This window comes from Nocardioides panaciterrulae, from assembly GCF_013409645.1.
Classification (GTDB): Bacteria; Actinomycetota; Actinomycetes; order Propionibacteriales; family Nocardioidaceae; genus Nocardioides; species Nocardioides panaciterrulae.
On record NZ_JACCBG010000001.1, the window covers coordinates 3,153,239 to 3,168,263 of the forward strand.

The window sequence follows — 15,025 nt, forward strand, 5'->3', positions numbered from 1 at the left end:
GACGACACCGTGAACACCGCCCGGGACACCAGCACCGACCTGCCCGCGATCGCCTTCAACCAGGTGCGCCCCGAGGGCGACGAGCTGGCCCACGTGAGCGCCGCGATCACCAGCGGCCTGACCCAGTCCTCGGGCCCGTACACCGCCCGGGCCACGGAGATCCTCAAGGCCGAGACCGGCTGCCCCGAGGCGCTGCTGACCACCTCGTGCACCGCCGCGCTGGAGCTGAGCGCGCTGCTGCTGGACCTGCAGCCCGGCGACACCGTCATCGTGCCGTCGTTCACGTTCGTGACCTCCGCGCTGGCCTACGTGCGCGAGGGCGCGAAGGTGAAGTTCTGCGACATCGAGCCCGAGACCCTGGGCCCGGACCCCAAGCACGTCGCCGAGCTGCTCGACGACACCGTCCGGGCGGTCGTCGTCGTCCACTACGCCGGCGTCGCCTGCGACATGGACGGGCTGCGCGAGGTGCTCAAGGACCGCCCCGACGTCGCGATCGTCGAGGACACCGCGCACGCGCTGTTCGGCCGCTGGCGCGGGCAGCCGCTGGGCAGCCTGGGCCGGTTCGCCACGCTGAGCTTCCACCAGACCAAGAACATCGTCTGTGGCGAGGGCGGCGCGCTGCTGCTCAACGACCCCGAGGACGTCCGCCGCGCGTGGGTGCTCTACGACAAGGGCACCGACCGCAAGGCGTTCTTCCAGGGCTTCGTCGACAAGTACTCCTGGCGCGACGTCGGCTCGTCCTTCGGCATGTCCGACGCGCTCGCGGCCTACCTCTACGGCCAGCTGGAGGTCCGCGAGTCGATCCAGGCCCGCCGGCGCGCGGTCTACGAGGGCTACCTCGAGGCGCTCGGGCCGTACGCCGAGGAGGTCGGCCTGCGGCTGCCGGTGATCCCCGAGCACGTCGACCCGGCGTACCACCTCTTCCACGTGCTGCTCCCCGACCACGAGACCCGCGGCCGGGCGATCAAGGAGCTCGCGGCGCAGAACATCAGCACCACCTTCCACTACGTGCCCCTGCACAACTCCGAGGGCGGCCGGCAGTTCTCGGCGTACGCCTCCGACGACGTCCCGGACTGCCCGGTGACCATCGACGTCAGCGAGCGGCTGCTGCGCCTGCCCTTCCACAACCACCTGACCCGGACGGACGTGGAGCGGGTCTCCGAGGCGCTCGTGGGGGTCCTGCGGGCGTGAGCTGAGGCGCCGGGCCCGGGCGGCGTCGGGTCGGCGTCGGCTGGGGTCGGCTCGGGTTGCGGAATGGCGACAGTCCGCAACCCGACCCCCTCCTGACCTGCGGAATGTCACCAATCCGCAAACGCCAGCTACCCCGGGCCCGGCCTCCGCCTCCCGCCGAACCTCGCCCGCACCACGCGGACCGCCCACCGTCACCCGCGCCGACCCCGTTGCGGAATGGCGACAATCCGCAATCCGGAACCCACCCGACCTGCGGAATGTCACCAATCCGCAAGCACCCGGCCGACCCCGACCGCCCCTACGCCAGGACGCCGGCGCTCCGCCGGGCGGCGCTCCGGTCCGACCAGGCGAGCAGCACCAGCGCGGCGGCCTCGACGACGGCGAAGGCGGTGGCCGCGGCGGCCCCGCTGCCGGCGCCGGTGGCCACGAGCAGCACGGCGCCGGGCAGCAGCGAGAGCACCCAGGAGCGCAGCAGGTGCAGCACCCGGCCGCGCGCGATCACCAGCAGCGTGAGCACCAGGTTGGCCATCGCCAGCGCGCTGCCGACCGCGGCCGGGACCGCGGTGCTGCGGGTGAGCACCACGTCGCCGCCGAAGACCAGCCGCACCAGCCACGGCCCCAGCAGCCAAGCGAGACCGGCCGCCACCCCGGCGAGCACCACCGCCGCGAGCAGCAGCCCGTTGCGCAGCCGGTCGAGCTGGTGGCTGCGGCCGGCCACCACCAGCGCGGTGAGCCGGCCGGTGACCGGGGCGACCGCGCCGAGCAGCAGCGTGTACGGCGCCCGGAACAGCGCCAGCCCCGCGAACAGCGCGGTGACCTCGGCCGGCGCCCCGCCGGCGGCGGCGAGCACCACCGGGGAGCCGGTGAGCACCGCCTGCCCGACCAGCTGCGCGGCGCCGGTGCCGCCGACGAACGCCAGCGGGCTGCCGGCGCCCTCGGTGGCACCGGTGCGACGCAGCCGCAGCGTCGAGGGCCAGCACGCGGTGGCGACGTACCCGACGATCAGGCAGGCGCCGTAGGCCACCGGGTCGGTGACGCCGACCGTCAGCAGCACGCCGGCGACGACCGCCCGGGTCAGGTTCTCGGTCACCAGCGCCACGCCGACCGCGGTGAACCGTCGCCGCGCGGTCAGCACCCCGCGCACGTAGCCGGCCAGCGCCGCGCCCAGCGTGACCAGGCCGGCCAGCAGCGCGAACCAGGAGCCGGCGTCGTGGAAGAGCCGCTCCCGGCCGAGCCAGGCCACCAGCGTCACCAGCAGCGCCACCAGCGCGGCGGCCCCGGCGACCGTCGGCAGCGACCGGCGTACGGCGCCCTCGCCGGCCTGGGCCTCCACGGTGCGGGCCACCCAGTGCTGGACCGGGAAGGTCAGCGCCGCGCTGGCGAACGACCACCAGCTCCACAGCACCGAGACCGGCGCGGCCGCCCGGCTGCCGAGCGCGTGGGTGACGGTCGCGAAGAAGACGTAGGCGAGCAGCCCGCTGACCGCGGAGCCCAGGACGAGCGGCGAGGGACGGCGTACGGCGGGCATCGGCCGCATTCTGCCGGACCCGCGCCGCCACGCGTGAACCGCGGTGCGCCGCGGTGGCCCGTGGTGGCCCGTGGTGGCCCGCGGGGCCGAGCGGGTCGCGGCCCGGGTGTCGGTGGTCTCGTCCATGCTGGGTGGCATGCAGATGATCGGCTGGCTCCTCACCCTCGTCGTGGGCCTCGCCCTGGGCTGCCTGCTCGGGGCGTTCTGGGCGCGCTCGCGCCCCGCGCTCGTGCAGGGCGCGCTCGACCAGGCCGAGGTGATGCAGGGCCTCGACCGGCTGGGCGACCAGATGGCCCACCTCGACCGACAGCGGGCGGCCTGGCAGGGCCAGTTCCACCAGCAGGTCACCGACCTGCGCCGCGAGACCAACTCGCTGGCCACCGCGCTGCGCAAGCCCCAGGTCCGCGGGCGCTGGGGCGAGATGCACCTGCGCCGGGCCGTGGAGCTGGCCGGCCTCGTCGACCGCTGCGACTTCAGCGAGCAGGTGCGGCTCGCCGACGGCGCCCAGCGCCCCGACCTGGTGGTCCACCTGGTCGGGCGGCGCTCGGTCGTGGTCGACGCCAAGGTGCCGCTGGACGCCTACCTCGACGCCACCTCCGCCGAGGACGACGACGAGCGCGCCGCCCACCTGGCCCGCCACGCGCGCCAGCTGCGCCAGCACATCGAGCAGCTGGCCGGCAAGGCCTACTGGCGGGCGCTGCCGGAGACCCCCGAGTTCGTGGTGCTGTTCGTGCCGGCCGAGTCGTTCCTGTCCGCCGCGCTCGAGACCGAGCCGACACTGCTCGAGCACGCCGCGGCCCGCCAGGTGGTGCTGGCCACCCCGACCACGCTGATCGCGCTGCTGCGCACGGTCGCCCACGGCTGGAGCCACGAGGTGCTCGCCGACCAGGCCCGCGAGATCCAGCGGCTCGGCCGTGAGCTGCACACCCGGCTCGGCAGCATGGCCGGCCACCTCGACAACGTCGGCCGCTCGCTGAACGCCGCGGTCGGCCACTACAACCAGGCGGTCGGGTCGCTGGAGACCCGGGTGCTGGTCGCCGCGCGACGGTTCAGCGAGCTCTCGGTCACCGACGAGGAGCTGCCCGCCCCCCGCCAGGTCGAGGCCACCACCCGCTCGCTCGGAACGGTCCAGACCGGTGAGGACCTGCCGCGGGTCGGCGTACCCCTCGATCGGCGTGCCGCGGACGACGACGGCGGTCCGGCCAATACGGTGGCGCTGTGAGCCACGCACGCACGGTGTGGGAGGAAGGCCGCGAGACGGGCCGGCAGGTCGTCGCGCTCGGAGTCGCGCTCGCCCTCACCGCCACCGTCGTCGACGTCCTGCTCGTGGGCCGGGTCAGCCTGTTCTTCGACCTGTGCTTCGTCACGCTCTGCGTGGCGCTGGCGCTGACCGTGCGGCCCACCGACTTCTTCACCGTCGGCGTGCTGCCGCCGCTGATCATGCTCGGGGTGTTCGTGCTGCTCGGGCTGACCACCCCGGAGGCGATCGCCGACCGGGGCGACGGCGTGGTCCAGGCCGTGGTCTCGGGGCTGTCCCACCACAGCGTCGCGCTGTGCCTGGGCTACCTGCTCTGCCTGGCCTGCCTGGCGGTGCGCCGGCGGGTGGCTCAGGCCACGAACCGGTCGGGGTCGCCGGCGCCGCGCCGCAGCACCTCCGGATAGCCCTCCGACCAGTCCACGACCGTGGTCGGCTCCGCGGGGGTCTCCCCCGCCTCGACCACGAGGTCGACCTGGTGGTCGAGCTCCTCCTTGACCTCCCAGCCCAGCGTCCGCGGCTCCTCCTCGCCCGGCAGGATCAGCGTGCTGGTCAGCAGCGGCTCGCCGAGCAGCCCGAGCAGCTCGTGGACCAGCACGTGCTCGGGGATGCGCACGCCCACGGTGCGCTTCTTGGGGTGCATCAGCCGGCGCGGCACCTCGTGGGTGGCCGGCAGGATGAACGTGTACGGCCCCGGGGTCGCGGCCTTGACCGCGCGGAACGCCGTGTTGTCGACGTGCACGAACTGGCCGAGCTGGGCGAAGTCGCTGCACATCAACGTGAAGTGGTGCTTCTCGTCCAGCCCGCGGATCCGCAGGATCCGGTCCCGGCCGTCCCGGTTGCCGAGCTGGCAGCCCAGCGCGTAGCCCGAGTCGGTCGGGTAGGCGATGAGCGCGTCGTCGCGCAGCGCGTCGACCACCTGCTGCAGCAGCCGCGGCTGCGGGTTGACCGGGTGGATGTCCACGAAGCGCGCCATGGCCCCGAGTCTAGGCAGCCGCCCCGTGCCCCTCATCCGCCGCTCTGGGCGCAGCCCCGGGTACGCCGCAGCCGCACCCGGCCGCGGTCAGGAGCGACCGGCCGCCTTCAGGTCCCGCCGCAGCTCCTTGGGCAGCGCGAAGATGAGCGACTCCTCCGCGCTGTGCACCGCCCGGGCGTCGGGGTAGCCGCGCTCGGCGAGGAAGTCCAGCACCCCCGCCACCAGCTCCTCGGGCACGCTGGCGCCGGAGGTGACGCTCACCGTGCGCACGCCCTCGAGCCACGCCTCGTCGATCTCGGAGGCGTCGTCGACGCGGTGCGCGGCGCGCGCCCCGGCCTCGAGCGCGACCTCGGCGAGCCGCACCGAGTTCGAGGAGTTGGCCGAGCCGACCACGATCACCAGGTCGGCGCCGGCCGCGATCTCCTTGACCGCCAGCTGGCGGTTCTGGGTGGCGTAGCAGATGTCGTCGCTCGGCGGGTCGAGCAGCTCGGGGAAGCGCTCGCGGATCGCCCGCACGGTCTCCATGGTCTCGTCGACCGAGAGCGTGGTCTGGGAGAGCCAGGCCACCCGGGACGGGTCGCGGACCACGATGCCGGGCACGTCGTCGGGGCCCTGCACCAGCTGGATGTGCCCGGGCGCCTCCCCGGCGGTGCCCTCGACCTCCTCGTGGCCGGCGTGGCCGATCAGCAGGATGTCGTAGTCCTCGCCGGCGAACCGCTTCGCCTCGTGGTGCACCTTGGTGACCAGCGGGCAGGTCGCGTCGATGGTCTTCAGCGACCGCGCCTCGGCCTGGCGGTGCACCTCGGGCGACACGCCGTGGGCGGAGAACACCACGGTGGCGCCCTCGGGCACCTCGGCGAGCTCCTCGACGAAGACCGCACCGCGGGCCTCGAGGTTCGCGACCACGTGCTTGTTGTGCACGATCTGCTTGCGGACGTAGACCGGCGCGCCGTAGAGGTCCAGCGCCTTCTCCACGGTGACCACCGCGCGGTCGACACCGGCGCAGTAGCCGCGCGGAGCCGCCAGCAGCACGGCGCGCTCGGCCTCGTCCGGGGGCAGCACGGACGGGTTTCCCAGGTCGGTGGTCATGGTGCTCAGTCTAGGAGTGTCGGGGTCGTGCCCTACCCTCGCCGCCATGGCCCTGGAGACCTCGCCCCAGTCGCCGGCCCCGGTCCGGCAGATCGCGAACGCGATCGCGGCCTGGATCGACCGGCTCGGCGCCGTGTGGGTCGAGGGCCAGGTGGCCCAGGTCACCCGCCGGCCGGGCATGCAGACGGTGTTCATGACGCTGCGCGACACCGTCGCCGACATCTCGGTGCCGGTGACCTGCTCGCGCACGCTGTACGACGGCCTGAACCCGCCCCTGGTCGAGGGCGCGAGCGTGGTGGTGCACGCCCGGCCGTCCTACTACGCCAACCGCGGCACGCTCTCGCTCTACGCCCGGGAGATCCGGATGGTCGGGCTCGGCGAGCTGCTCGCGCGGCTGGAGCGTCGCCGCCAGCTGCTGGCCGCCGAGGGGCTGTTCGCGGCCGAGCTGAAGCGGGCGCTGCCGTTCCTGCCGGGCACCGTCGGGCTGGTCACCGCGCCGAACTCCGCCGCCGAGCGCGACGTGCTGGAGAACGCCCGGCGCCGCTGGCCGGCGGTGGCCTTCGAGGTGGCGTACGCCGCGATGCAGGGCCCCCGCTCGGCGACCGAGGTGATCGAGGCGCTCGAGCGGCTGGATCGCGCCACCCACGTGGACGTGATCGTGATCGCGCGCGGCGGCGGCTCGGTGGAGGACCTGCTGCCGTTCTCCGACGAGGCGCTGGTGCGCGCGGTGCACCGGGCGCGCACCCCGGTGGTCTCCGCCATCGGCCACGAGCCGGACTCGCCGCTGCTCGACCTGGTCGCCGACGTCCGCGCCTCGACCCCCACCGACGCCGCCAAGCTCGTGGTCCCCGACGTCGCCGAGGAGCTGCGGCTGGTCGAGGTGGCCCGCGAGCGGATGCGCGCGACCCTCGACGGCTGGCTGCAGCGGGAGCGGGCCGCGCTCGACGCGATCCGGTCCCGTCCCGCGCTGGCCGACCCGCGCAGCCTGCTCGACGCCCGCGGCGAGGAGGTCGGCCACCTGCGCGACCGGGCCCGCCGCCATCTCGGCCACGCGCTCGACCGCGCCGCCGACGACGTCGGCCACCTGCGCGACCGGGCCCGCGGCCTGTCGCCGCTCGCGACGCTGCAGCGCGGGTACGCCGTGCTCCAGGGCCCCGACGGCCACGTGGTGACCTCGGTGCAGCAGGTCGACGTCGGCGCGCAGGTGCGCGTCCGGGTCGCCGACGGCCGGGTGCACGCCACCACCACCGCCGTCGAGCCGCTCGACTCCCCCGAGACCGACCCCAAGACCGACCCCCCGACCGACCCCGAGGAAGACCATGGCTGAGCCGAAGAAGCCGGACACCGCCGCCGAGAACCTCTCCTACGAGGCCGCCCGCGAGGAGCTGGTCGAGGTGGTGCGCCGGCTCGAGCAGGGCGGCAGCACCCTGGAGGAGTCGCTCGCCCTGTGGGAGCGCGGCGAGCAGCTCGCCCGGGTCTGCCAGCAGTGGCTGGACGGCGCGCGCAAGAAGCTCGACGCGGCCCTCGACCCCGACCAGTAGCGCGAGAGGGCACTTCGGGGCACTCTCAACCCCGCGAGACGGCACTTGGAGGCACTCCCAACCGCGCGAGAGGGCACTTGGAGGCACTCCCAACCCGGCCGGACGATGACGCTGGTCACGAGCCGCCGAACCCACTGGCAGAAGTGGCCCACCGATTCCCCCCTGGTACCACCCGGGGTGCGAGCCACAGGTGGCGGTGGCGGAGGCGCGACCCGGCAGTGGTCGCGACCACGCTGGCGGCCACGACGTACGACGGCCGCGCCGCCTGGCACTTCACGGCTCCCGGAGGCTGGGTACGGCGGACCGCCCCCAGCCGTGGCTGGGGCCGGGCCACGCAGCCTGGGGCTGAGAGTTCCTCGAACTGCCCGCTCGGCACGCTGGGAGTGCCCCCGATCGCCGTCTCGCGCGTCTGGGGGTGCCCCCGATCGCCGTCTCGCGCGCCTGGGAGTGCCCCGGACTGCCCGCTCGCGCTACTGCTTGGCGGTGGTGAGGGAGGAGACGACCCGGCGGAGGTCGGCGGTGTCGGCGGAGCCGTAGACGAGCACCCACTGGTGGCCGAGCTCGGTGGCGTAGGCGTGGTCGCCCCCGGAGTCGGAGAACGTGCGCCAGCGGTCGCCGACCGCGCTGTCGATCGTGACCGGCTTGCCCTCGGTGGGGTTCTCGTCGACGTAGGTGTGCAGCAGCTCGGTGAGGTCGGCGTCCTCCTGGTGCACGCCCACGAAGCTGCCGTCCGCGGTCAGCATGCCGACGCTGAAGGATCCGCGCCGGCCGGGCTGCACCTGCACGGAGTCGGGGATCCACCCCTTCGGCAGCGAGGCCGGGTAGGCCACCCGGTAGCCGGTGGCCTGGGCGCCCTGGACGGCGCCGAGGTAGTCGACCCGGGTCGGCTGCACGTCGGGGGTGTCGCGGGTCAGCGCGCGGAACCCGACGAAGGCCAGGATCACCACGACGATGATCACCAGCGCCCCCACGAGCCCGTTGGTGGATCGCTGGTAGCCACCCGGCCGTCCGGTGGGCTGCTGCTGGGGCACCTCGCTCACGGGTCCATCCTCACAGGTGCCGTAGGTTTCGGGGGTGCCGCCCCTCGTCGACGTGGTCCCCGTGCTGGCGCTGGGCGCGCTGCTGGTCACGGCGTACGTGCACCCGTCCGCACGCACCGAGCTCCTCGTCGGCCTCGGCGCGGCCGCGGCCACCCTGGCCACCGGGGTGCTGTCCGCCGACCAGGCGTGGACGTCGGTCCGGGATCTGGCCCCTGTGGTGGCGTTCCTCGCCACCATCCTCGTGGTCGCCGACGTCTGCGCGCGGGCCGGGCTGTTCGCCGCCGCCGCCGCGCTGGTGCGCGACGCCAGCCGGGGCCGCCCCGAGCGGCTGCTCGGCGGCGTCTTCCTGCTCGCCGCCGCGGTGACCGCGGTGCTCAGCCTCGACGCGACCGTCGTGCTGCTCACCCCGGTCGTCATCGGCGCCGCGGTGGCGCTGGGCACCTCCACCCGCCCCGGCTCCTACGCCTGCCTGCGGATGGCCAACTCCGCCTCCCTGCTGCTGCCGGTCAGCAACCTCACGAACCTGCTGGCGATGCCGCACCTCGACCTCACCTTCGGCGGCTTCGCGGTGGTGATGGCGCCGGTGCTGGTGGTGGTGCTGGTCGTGGAGTACGCGCTGCTGCGGCTGCTCTTCCGCCGCGACCTGCGCGAGCGCGACCGCCGCCCCGAGGTCGCGGCGCCGGTGCGGGTCCCGCGGGTGCCGCTCGTGGCGGTGCTGCTCATGCTGGGCGGCTTCGCGGCCCTCTCCCCGCTCGGCGTCGAGCCGTTCTGGGTGTCGGGCGCCGTCGCGGTCGTGCTGGTCGCCTGGGCGTCGCGGCGCCGGCTGCTGACCGTCCGCGAGGCGGTCCACGCCGCGCACCCGTCGTTCGCGTTCTTCGTGCTCTGCCTCGGGGTGGTGGTCGCCGCGATCTCCGAGGGGTTCCTCGGCGACGCGGTCGCGCACGTGCTGCCCGACTCCACGTCGTACGCCGCCCTGCTGGTGATCGCGCTCGTGGCGACCGTGCTGGCCAACGTGCTCACGAACCTCTCGGCCACGCTGCTGGTCGTGCCGCTGCTCGCCCCGCTCGGCACGACCGCGATCCTCGCGGCCCTGCTCGGGCTGAACATCGGCTCCGGACTGACCTACACCGGCTCGCTGGCCAACCTGCTGTGGCGCCGGAGCCTGGCCCGGCACGGCGACCCGCCGGACATGGCCGACTTCCACCGGGTCTCACTGCTGGCGACGCCGCTGACGCTGTTCGCCGCGGTCACGACGCTGGCGCTGGTCACCTGACCCGCCACCACGAGTTCTCCGCATCTGCGGGACTCTTGCCCACATCCGACCGCAGATGCGGCATGATGGCCGGGTGACGACCTACCGGATCGCGGAGGCAGCCGAGCTGCTCGGCGTCAGCGACGACACCGTCCGCCGCTGGGTCGAGGCCGGCCGGGTCGCCGCGGACACCGAGGACGGGCGCACGGTGATCCCCGGCGCCGACCTCGCCGCGCTCGCGGAGTCGCTGGCCGACCACCCCGACCGGGAACGGACCCGGGCCGCCTCGGTCAGCGCGCGCAACCGGCTCGGCGGCATCGTCACCCGCGTGGTCAAGGACGCGGTGATGGCCCAGGTCGAGATGATCTGCGGCCCCTACCGCCTGGTCTCCCTGATGAGCGCCGAGGCCGCCGACGAGCTCGGACTCGCGCCGGGCGTCAGCGCCATCGCCTCGGTCAAGTCCACCAACGTCGTCGTGGAGCGGCCGTGAGTCCCCGGCGCCCGCGTCCGCGCCTGCTCGCGCTGGCGCCGGTCCTGGCCCTGGTCCTGCCGCTGGCCGGCTGCGGCGGCTCCGGCGACAGCGGCGACGGGACCGGCGGCCGGCAGATCACCGTGCTCGCGGCCGCGTCGCTGACCGGGACCTTCACCGACCTGGCCCACCGGTTCGAGCGGGAGCACCCGGGGGTGCAGGTCAAGCTGGCCTTCGACTCCTCGGCGACGCTCGCCCAGCAGGCCGTCGGCGGCGCCCCGGCCGACGTGCTCGCCACCGCCGACACCACGACGATGGACAGCGCGAAGGCCGCGCTGGCGGCGGCCCCCCAGGACTTCGCCACCAACACCATGGTGATGGTGGCGCCGGCGTCGAACCCGGCCGGCCTGACCGGGTTCGAGGACATCGAGAACCCGCAGGTCACCTACGTCGCCTGCGTGCCGACCGCGCCCTGCGGCAAGGTCGCGCAGGCGCTGCTCCAGGACAACCACGTCACCACCAAGCCGGCCAGCCTCGAGGTCGACGTGAAGTCGGTGCTGGCCAAGGTGACCAGCGACGAGGCCGACGCCGGCTTCGTCTACCGGACCGACGCGGTGGCGGCCAGGGACCGGGTGGTGTCCTTCGCGGTCCCGCACGCCCAGGACGAGGTCACCACCTACCCGATCGCGCCGCTGACCCAGTCGGAGGACGCCGACCTCGCGAACGCGTTCGTCGACCTGGTGCTCAGCGACACCGGCCAGCAGGTGCTCCACGATGCCGGCTTCGCCAAGCCCTGAGACCACCCGCCCGGACCGGGGCGGCGGCGCGACGGGACAGCTCGGCCGCCCGCCGCTGGTCCTGGTGGTCCCGGCCGCGCTCGCGGCGGCGCTGCTGGTCGTCCCGCTGGTCACCCTCGTGCTCGCCACCCCCTGGGGCAGCTTCGTGGCCCAGCTCGGCACCCGGGCGGTCCGCGACGCCCTGCGGCTGACCGTGCTCGCCTCGCTGACCACGGTCGTGGCGTGCCTGCTGCTCGGCACCCCGCTCGCCTGGCTGCTGGCGCGCGTGGACTTCCCGGGCCGCTCGGTGCTGCGGGCCGCCGTGGCGGTCCCGCTGGTGCTGCCCCCGGTGGTCGCCGGCGTCGCGCTGACCACCGCGCTGGGCCGCAGCGGCGTCCTCGGCTCGCTGCTGCGCGCGGCCACCGGCGTGACGATCCCCTACACGACGACCGCGGTCGTCATCGCGCACACGTTCGTCTCGATGCCGTTCTACGTGCTGGCCGTCGAGGGGGCGCTGCGCGCCTCCGGGGAGCGGTACGACGTGGTCGCGGCGACCCTGGGCGCCGACCGGTGGACGACGTTCCGCCGGGTGACCCTGCCGCTCGCGCTGCCCGGGGTGCTGGCCGGGGCGGTGCTGGCCTGGGCCCGCTCGCTGGGCGAGTTCGGCGCCACCATCACCTTCGCCGGCAACTTCCCCGGCACCACCCAGACCATGCCCTCGCTGATCTACCAGGAGCTGCAGGCCGACCCCGAGGTCGCCAAGACGCTGAGCATGATCCTGCTCGTGGTCTCCCTCGGCGTGCTGGCCGCGCTGCGCAACCGCTGGCTGACCGCCCCATGACCGGCCCCCTGGACGGCCCCCTGGACGGCCCCCCGGACGCCCCCGGCAGCGCCCCGGGCAGTGACCGTGGCCGGGGACTGTTCGCCGACGTCGACGTCCCGGGCCGGCTCCACGCCCGGGTCGAGGCCGGCCCGGGTGAGGTGCTGGCCGTGATCGGCCCCAACGGCGCCGGCAAGACCACGCTGCTGCGCACGCTGGCCGGCCTGCTACCCGCCGGGGGCGAGGTGCGGGTGGCCGGGACCTCCTGGACCGACCCGCCGCTGCCGGTCCGCGACCGCCGGCTGGGGCTGGTCTTCCAGGATCAGGCGCTCTTCCCGCACCTGAGCGCGCTGGACAACGTGGCGTTCGGGCCGCGGGTCCGCGGCGTGCCGCGCCGGGCGGCCGAGGCCACCGCCCGCGCGTGGCTGGACCGGTTCGGCATCGAGGACCTCGCCGGCCGCCGGCCGCGCGAGCTCTCCGGGGGCCAGGCGCAGCGGGTCGCGATCGCCCGCGCGCTGGCGGCCGACCCCGCCCTGCTGCTGCTCGACGAGCCGTTCGGCGGCCTCGACGTCGGGGTCGCGACCACGCTGCGGATCGAGCTGGCCCGTCACCTCGCGTCGTACGACGGGGTGGCCCTGCTGGTCACCCACGAGGCCCTCGACGCGCTGACCCTCGCCGATCGGGTGATCGTGCTGGACGACGGCCGGGTGGCGCAGCAGGGCACCCCGACGGAGGTGGCCGCCCGCCCGCGCACCGACCACGTGGCCCGGCTGGTCGGGCTGAACGTGATCCGGGAGGCCGGGGTGTTCCGCTCGTTCGGCCCCGGCGCGGTCACGGTCTCGTTGAGCCGGCCCGAGGGCTCGGCGCGCAACATCTGGCGCGGCACCGTGCTCAGCGCCGCCCCGCACGGCGACGCCGTACGCCTGCTGGTGGCCGCCGACCGGGAGCTGATCGCCGACGTCACCCCGGCCGCCACCGCGGAGCTCGGACTGGCGCCGGGACGCGACGTGTGGCTGTCGGTCAAGGAAATGGCCGTTCGGACCTACTCAGCAGACGTGACCGGGCCGTTACCATCGGCGCCATGAGCCGCCCCCTCGCCAGCGACCAGTCCACCGCCCCCGCCACCAGCCCCACGGGTCCCGAGAGTCCCGGCGGTCCCGAGAGCTCGGTGCCCGACCGCAACCTCGCGCTCGAGCTCGTGCGCGTCACCGAGGCCGCCGCGATGGCCGCCGGCCGCTGGGTCGGCCGCGGCGACAAGAACGGCGCCGACGGGGTCGCGGTCAACGCGATGCGGGTGATGATCTCCACGATCGGGATGCGCGGCACCGTGGTGATCGGCGAGGGCGAGAAGGACAACGCCCCGATGCTCTACAACGGCGAGGAGGTCGGGGACGGCACCGGACCGGAGTGCGACGTGGCGGTCGACCCGATCGACGGCACCACGCTGACCGCCAAGGGCATGACCAACGCGGTCTCGGTGCTGGCGGTCTCCCCGCGAGGGTCGATGTACGACCCGTCCGCGGTGTTCTACATGGAGAAGCTGGTCACCGGCCCGGAGGCGGCCGACGTCGTCGACATCCGCTACCCGGTCGCCGAGAACATCTCCCAGGTCGCCAAGGCCAAGGGCAAGCGGGCCGAGGACGTCACCGTGGTGCTGCTCGACCGGCCGCGGCACCAGGCCCTGGTCGAGGAGATCCGCGCGACCGGCGCGATGATCAAGTTCATCAGCGACGGCGACGTCGCCGGCGCGATCATGGCCGCCCGGCCCGAGACCGGCATCGACCTGCTGCTCGGCGTCGGCGGCACCCCGGAGGGCATCATCACCGCCTGCGCGATGAAGAGCCTCGGGGGCGTGATCCAGGGCCGGCTCTGGCCGACCGACGACGAGGAGCGGCAGCGGGCGATCGACGCCGGCCACGACCTCGACCCCGAGCACGTGCTGCACACCGACGACCTGGTCACCGGTGACGACTGCTTCTTCGTCGCCACCGGCATCACCGACGGGGAGCTGCTGCGCGGCGTGCGCTACGGCGCCGGTGGCTGCACCACCCACTCGCTGGTGATGCGCTCGCGCAGCGGCACGATCCGCACGATCACCTCCCAGCACCAGCTGCAGAAGCTACGCGCTTTCTCCGCGATCGACTTCGAGTGACCGAGCCACGTCGTGGCGGTGCAGGGTCGCCACGACGTGGTCGATCACCCGGGGGTCCACCGCCATGCCCAGGTGGGAGGCGGTGACCTCGAGCGACTCCGCGAGCGGGTCCACGCAGGCGCGCCAGTCGACGATGCCGTCGCGGCGGGAGTGGATCGCGGTGAAGGGGATGCCCGGGGGCAGCGGCTGGCGGCTCTCCTCGAAGCTCTGCCGGGCGCACTCCCCGGCCACGCAGTCGGCCGCCATCAGGCCGGGCACGCCGGCCCGGCTCAGCCGCACGAACACCTCCAGCGTCGCGGCGAGGGAGGCGTGGTGGGCGCCGGGCGCGAGCATCGGGCTGCCCAGGGTGACGATGCCGGCGACCAGGTCGGGGCGGCGTACGGCGAGGCCGCGCGCGAGCAGCCCCCCGAGGCTGTGGCCGACGACCTGCACCCGGCTGCCGCGGCGCGCCGCGATCGACTCCAGCCGCGCCTCGAGCTGCGCGGCGGCACCCAGCGTGCAGCCGACGTTGGCGTGCATGTGGGACCGGTAGGTGCGGAAGCCCTGCGCGCGCAGCGCGCGCGCCATCAGGGCCAGCGAGGCGTCGCCGGCGAGGAAGCCGGGCACGAGGATGACCGGCTCGCCGCGGCGCGGGGCAGTCCGGCCGGCGTACGGCAGGTCGCGGCGGGCCCGGTGCTCGGCGAGCGCGCGGACGGCGTACCGGCCGGCCTCCGCGACCAGGCTCCCCTCCCGCAGCACCGCGGCGGCGCCGGGCGGCGCGAACCCGTCGGGGCGGAGGAAGGACCCCACGATGGCGGGCCGTGTGGAGCAGGTCACACCTCGGACGGTACGGCCAAAGGTCCCGAATGTCCCGTCTTCGTGCCCCATCCTGGGGAGTCGGGCACCCCCCGGGTGACCCTTATGGGGGACAGCCACCGCGGTTGAGGTTCACTGGGA

The 15,025-nt window shown here is 74.6% G+C and carries 16 protein-coding genes and 1 pseudogene; 12 read left to right on the forward strand and 5 right to left on the reverse strand.

Features of this window, described 5'->3' with window-relative positions:
• Positions 1 to 9 precede the first annotated feature (9 nt).
• Positions 10 to 1,191: a dTDP-4-amino-4,6-dideoxygalactose transaminase gene (rffA, locus tag BJZ21_RS14965; protein ID WP_179664479.1), complete on the forward strand. Its 1,182-nt coding sequence runs from the start codon at positions 10 to 12 to the stop codon at positions 1,189 to 1,191.
• A gap of 298 nt (positions 1,192 to 1,489) precedes the next feature.
• Here rffA and BJZ21_RS14970 read toward each other — a convergent pair whose 3' ends face one another.
• Complete coding sequence (locus BJZ21_RS14970; protein ID WP_179664480.1) at positions 1,490 to 2,719, reverse strand: polysaccharide biosynthesis protein; 1,230 nt, start codon at positions 2,717 to 2,719, stop codon at positions 1,490 to 1,492.
• 73 nt (positions 2,720 to 2,792) lie between these two features.
• Here BJZ21_RS14970 and BJZ21_RS14975 point away from each other — a divergent pair, with 73 nt between their 5' ends.
• Complete coding sequence (locus tag BJZ21_RS14975) at positions 2,793 to 3,941, forward strand: DNA recombination protein RmuC (protein ID WP_343052159.1); 1,149 nt, start codon at positions 2,793 to 2,795, stop codon at positions 3,939 to 3,941.
• A complete protein-coding gene (locus BJZ21_RS14980) occupies positions 3,938 to 4,381 on the forward strand; it encodes a DUF6542 domain-containing protein (protein ID WP_179664481.1) in 444 nt (147 codons plus the stop codon). The genes BJZ21_RS14975 and BJZ21_RS14980 overlap by 4 nt, the downstream gene beginning before the upstream one ends.
• On the opposite strand, the gene BJZ21_RS14985 is transcribed toward BJZ21_RS14980, so the two are convergent.
• On the reverse strand, positions 4,327 to 4,950 hold the full coding sequence (locus BJZ21_RS14985) for an L-threonylcarbamoyladenylate synthase (protein ID WP_179664482.1): 624 nt from the start codon (positions 4,948 to 4,950) through the stop codon (positions 4,327 to 4,329). The genes BJZ21_RS14980 and BJZ21_RS14985 overlap by 55 nt on opposite strands.
• An 87-nt stretch (positions 4,951 to 5,037) precedes the next feature.
• Positions 5,038 to 6,039: a 4-hydroxy-3-methylbut-2-enyl diphosphate reductase gene (locus BJZ21_RS14990; protein ID WP_179664483.1), complete on the reverse strand. Its 1,002-nt coding sequence runs from the start codon at positions 6,037 to 6,039 to the stop codon at positions 5,038 to 5,040.
• Positions 6,040 to 6,085: 46 nt separating this feature from the next.
• Here BJZ21_RS14990 and xseA point away from each other — a divergent pair, with 46 nt between their 5' ends.
• Positions 6,086 to 7,366 (forward strand): exodeoxyribonuclease VII large subunit, encoded by a 1,281-nt coding sequence (gene xseA, locus BJZ21_RS14995; protein WP_179664484.1) that lies wholly within the window; start codon positions 6,086 to 6,088, stop codon positions 7,364 to 7,366.
• A complete protein-coding gene (locus BJZ21_RS15000) occupies positions 7,359 to 7,580 on the forward strand; it encodes an exodeoxyribonuclease VII small subunit (protein WP_179664485.1) in 222 nt (73 codons plus the stop codon). Before xseA ends, BJZ21_RS15000 begins: the two co-directional genes overlap by 8 nt.
• Positions 7,581 to 8,050: 470 nt before the next feature.
• Here the strand turns inward: BJZ21_RS15000 and BJZ21_RS15005 are convergent, their stop codons facing one another.
• Positions 8,051 to 8,620, reverse strand: coding sequence for a DUF4245 family protein (locus tag BJZ21_RS15005; RefSeq protein ID WP_179664486.1), 570 nt, complete (start codon positions 8,618 to 8,620; stop codon positions 8,051 to 8,053).
• 34 nt (positions 8,621 to 8,654) lie between these two features.
• On the opposite strand from BJZ21_RS15005, the gene BJZ21_RS15010 reads away from it, so the two are divergent.
• The 7 genes and pseudogenes from BJZ21_RS15010 (at position 8,655) to glpX (ending at position 14,089) form a co-directional block, all read left to right on the forward strand.
• Entirely contained in the window at positions 8,655 to 9,893 is a 1,239-nt protein-coding gene (locus tag BJZ21_RS15010; RefSeq protein ID WP_179664487.1) for an SLC13 family permease, read from the forward strand.
• Between the two features lie 73 nt (positions 9,894 to 9,966).
• Positions 9,967 to 10,362 (forward strand): TOBE domain-containing protein, encoded by a 396-nt coding sequence (locus BJZ21_RS15015; protein ID WP_343052160.1) that lies wholly within the window; start codon positions 9,967 to 9,969, stop codon positions 10,360 to 10,362.
• Complete coding sequence (gene modA / locus BJZ21_RS15020; protein ID WP_179664489.1) at positions 10,359 to 11,138, forward strand: molybdate ABC transporter substrate-binding protein; 780 nt, start codon at positions 10,359 to 10,361, stop codon at positions 11,136 to 11,138. Before BJZ21_RS15015 ends, modA begins: the two co-directional genes overlap by 4 nt.
• Positions 11,116 to 11,958 carry an ABC transporter permease gene (locus tag BJZ21_RS15025; RefSeq protein WP_179664490.1) on the forward strand — a complete coding sequence of 281 codons (843 nt, stop codon included), beginning with the start codon at positions 11,116 to 11,118 and terminating at the stop codon, positions 11,956 to 11,958. The genes modA and BJZ21_RS15025 overlap by 23 nt, the downstream gene beginning before the upstream one ends.
• 86 nt (positions 11,959 to 12,044) lie before the next feature.
• A pseudogene (locus BJZ21_RS21945) lies at positions 12,045 to 12,482 on the forward strand (ATP-binding cassette domain-containing protein); the annotation flags it as partial.
• 258 nt (positions 12,483 to 12,740) lie between these two features.
• On the forward strand, positions 12,741 to 13,022 hold the full coding sequence (locus BJZ21_RS21950) for a TOBE domain-containing protein (RefSeq protein WP_425490539.1): 282 nt from the start codon (positions 12,741 to 12,743) through the stop codon (positions 13,020 to 13,022).
• The gene (gene glpX, locus BJZ21_RS15035) at positions 13,019 to 14,089 is read left to right on the forward strand and encodes a class II fructose-bisphosphatase (protein ID WP_179664492.1); all 1,071 of its coding nucleotides are present in this window, start codon (positions 13,019 to 13,021) and stop codon (positions 14,087 to 14,089) included. The genes BJZ21_RS21950 and glpX overlap by 4 nt, the downstream gene beginning before the upstream one ends.
• Here glpX and BJZ21_RS15040 read toward each other — a convergent pair.
• On the reverse strand, positions 14,057 to 14,905 hold the full coding sequence (locus tag BJZ21_RS15040) for an alpha/beta fold hydrolase (RefSeq protein WP_179664493.1): 849 nt from the start codon (positions 14,903 to 14,905) through the stop codon (positions 14,057 to 14,059). The genes glpX and BJZ21_RS15040 overlap by 33 nt on opposite strands.
• Positions 14,906 to 15,025: the final 120 nt, after the last annotated feature.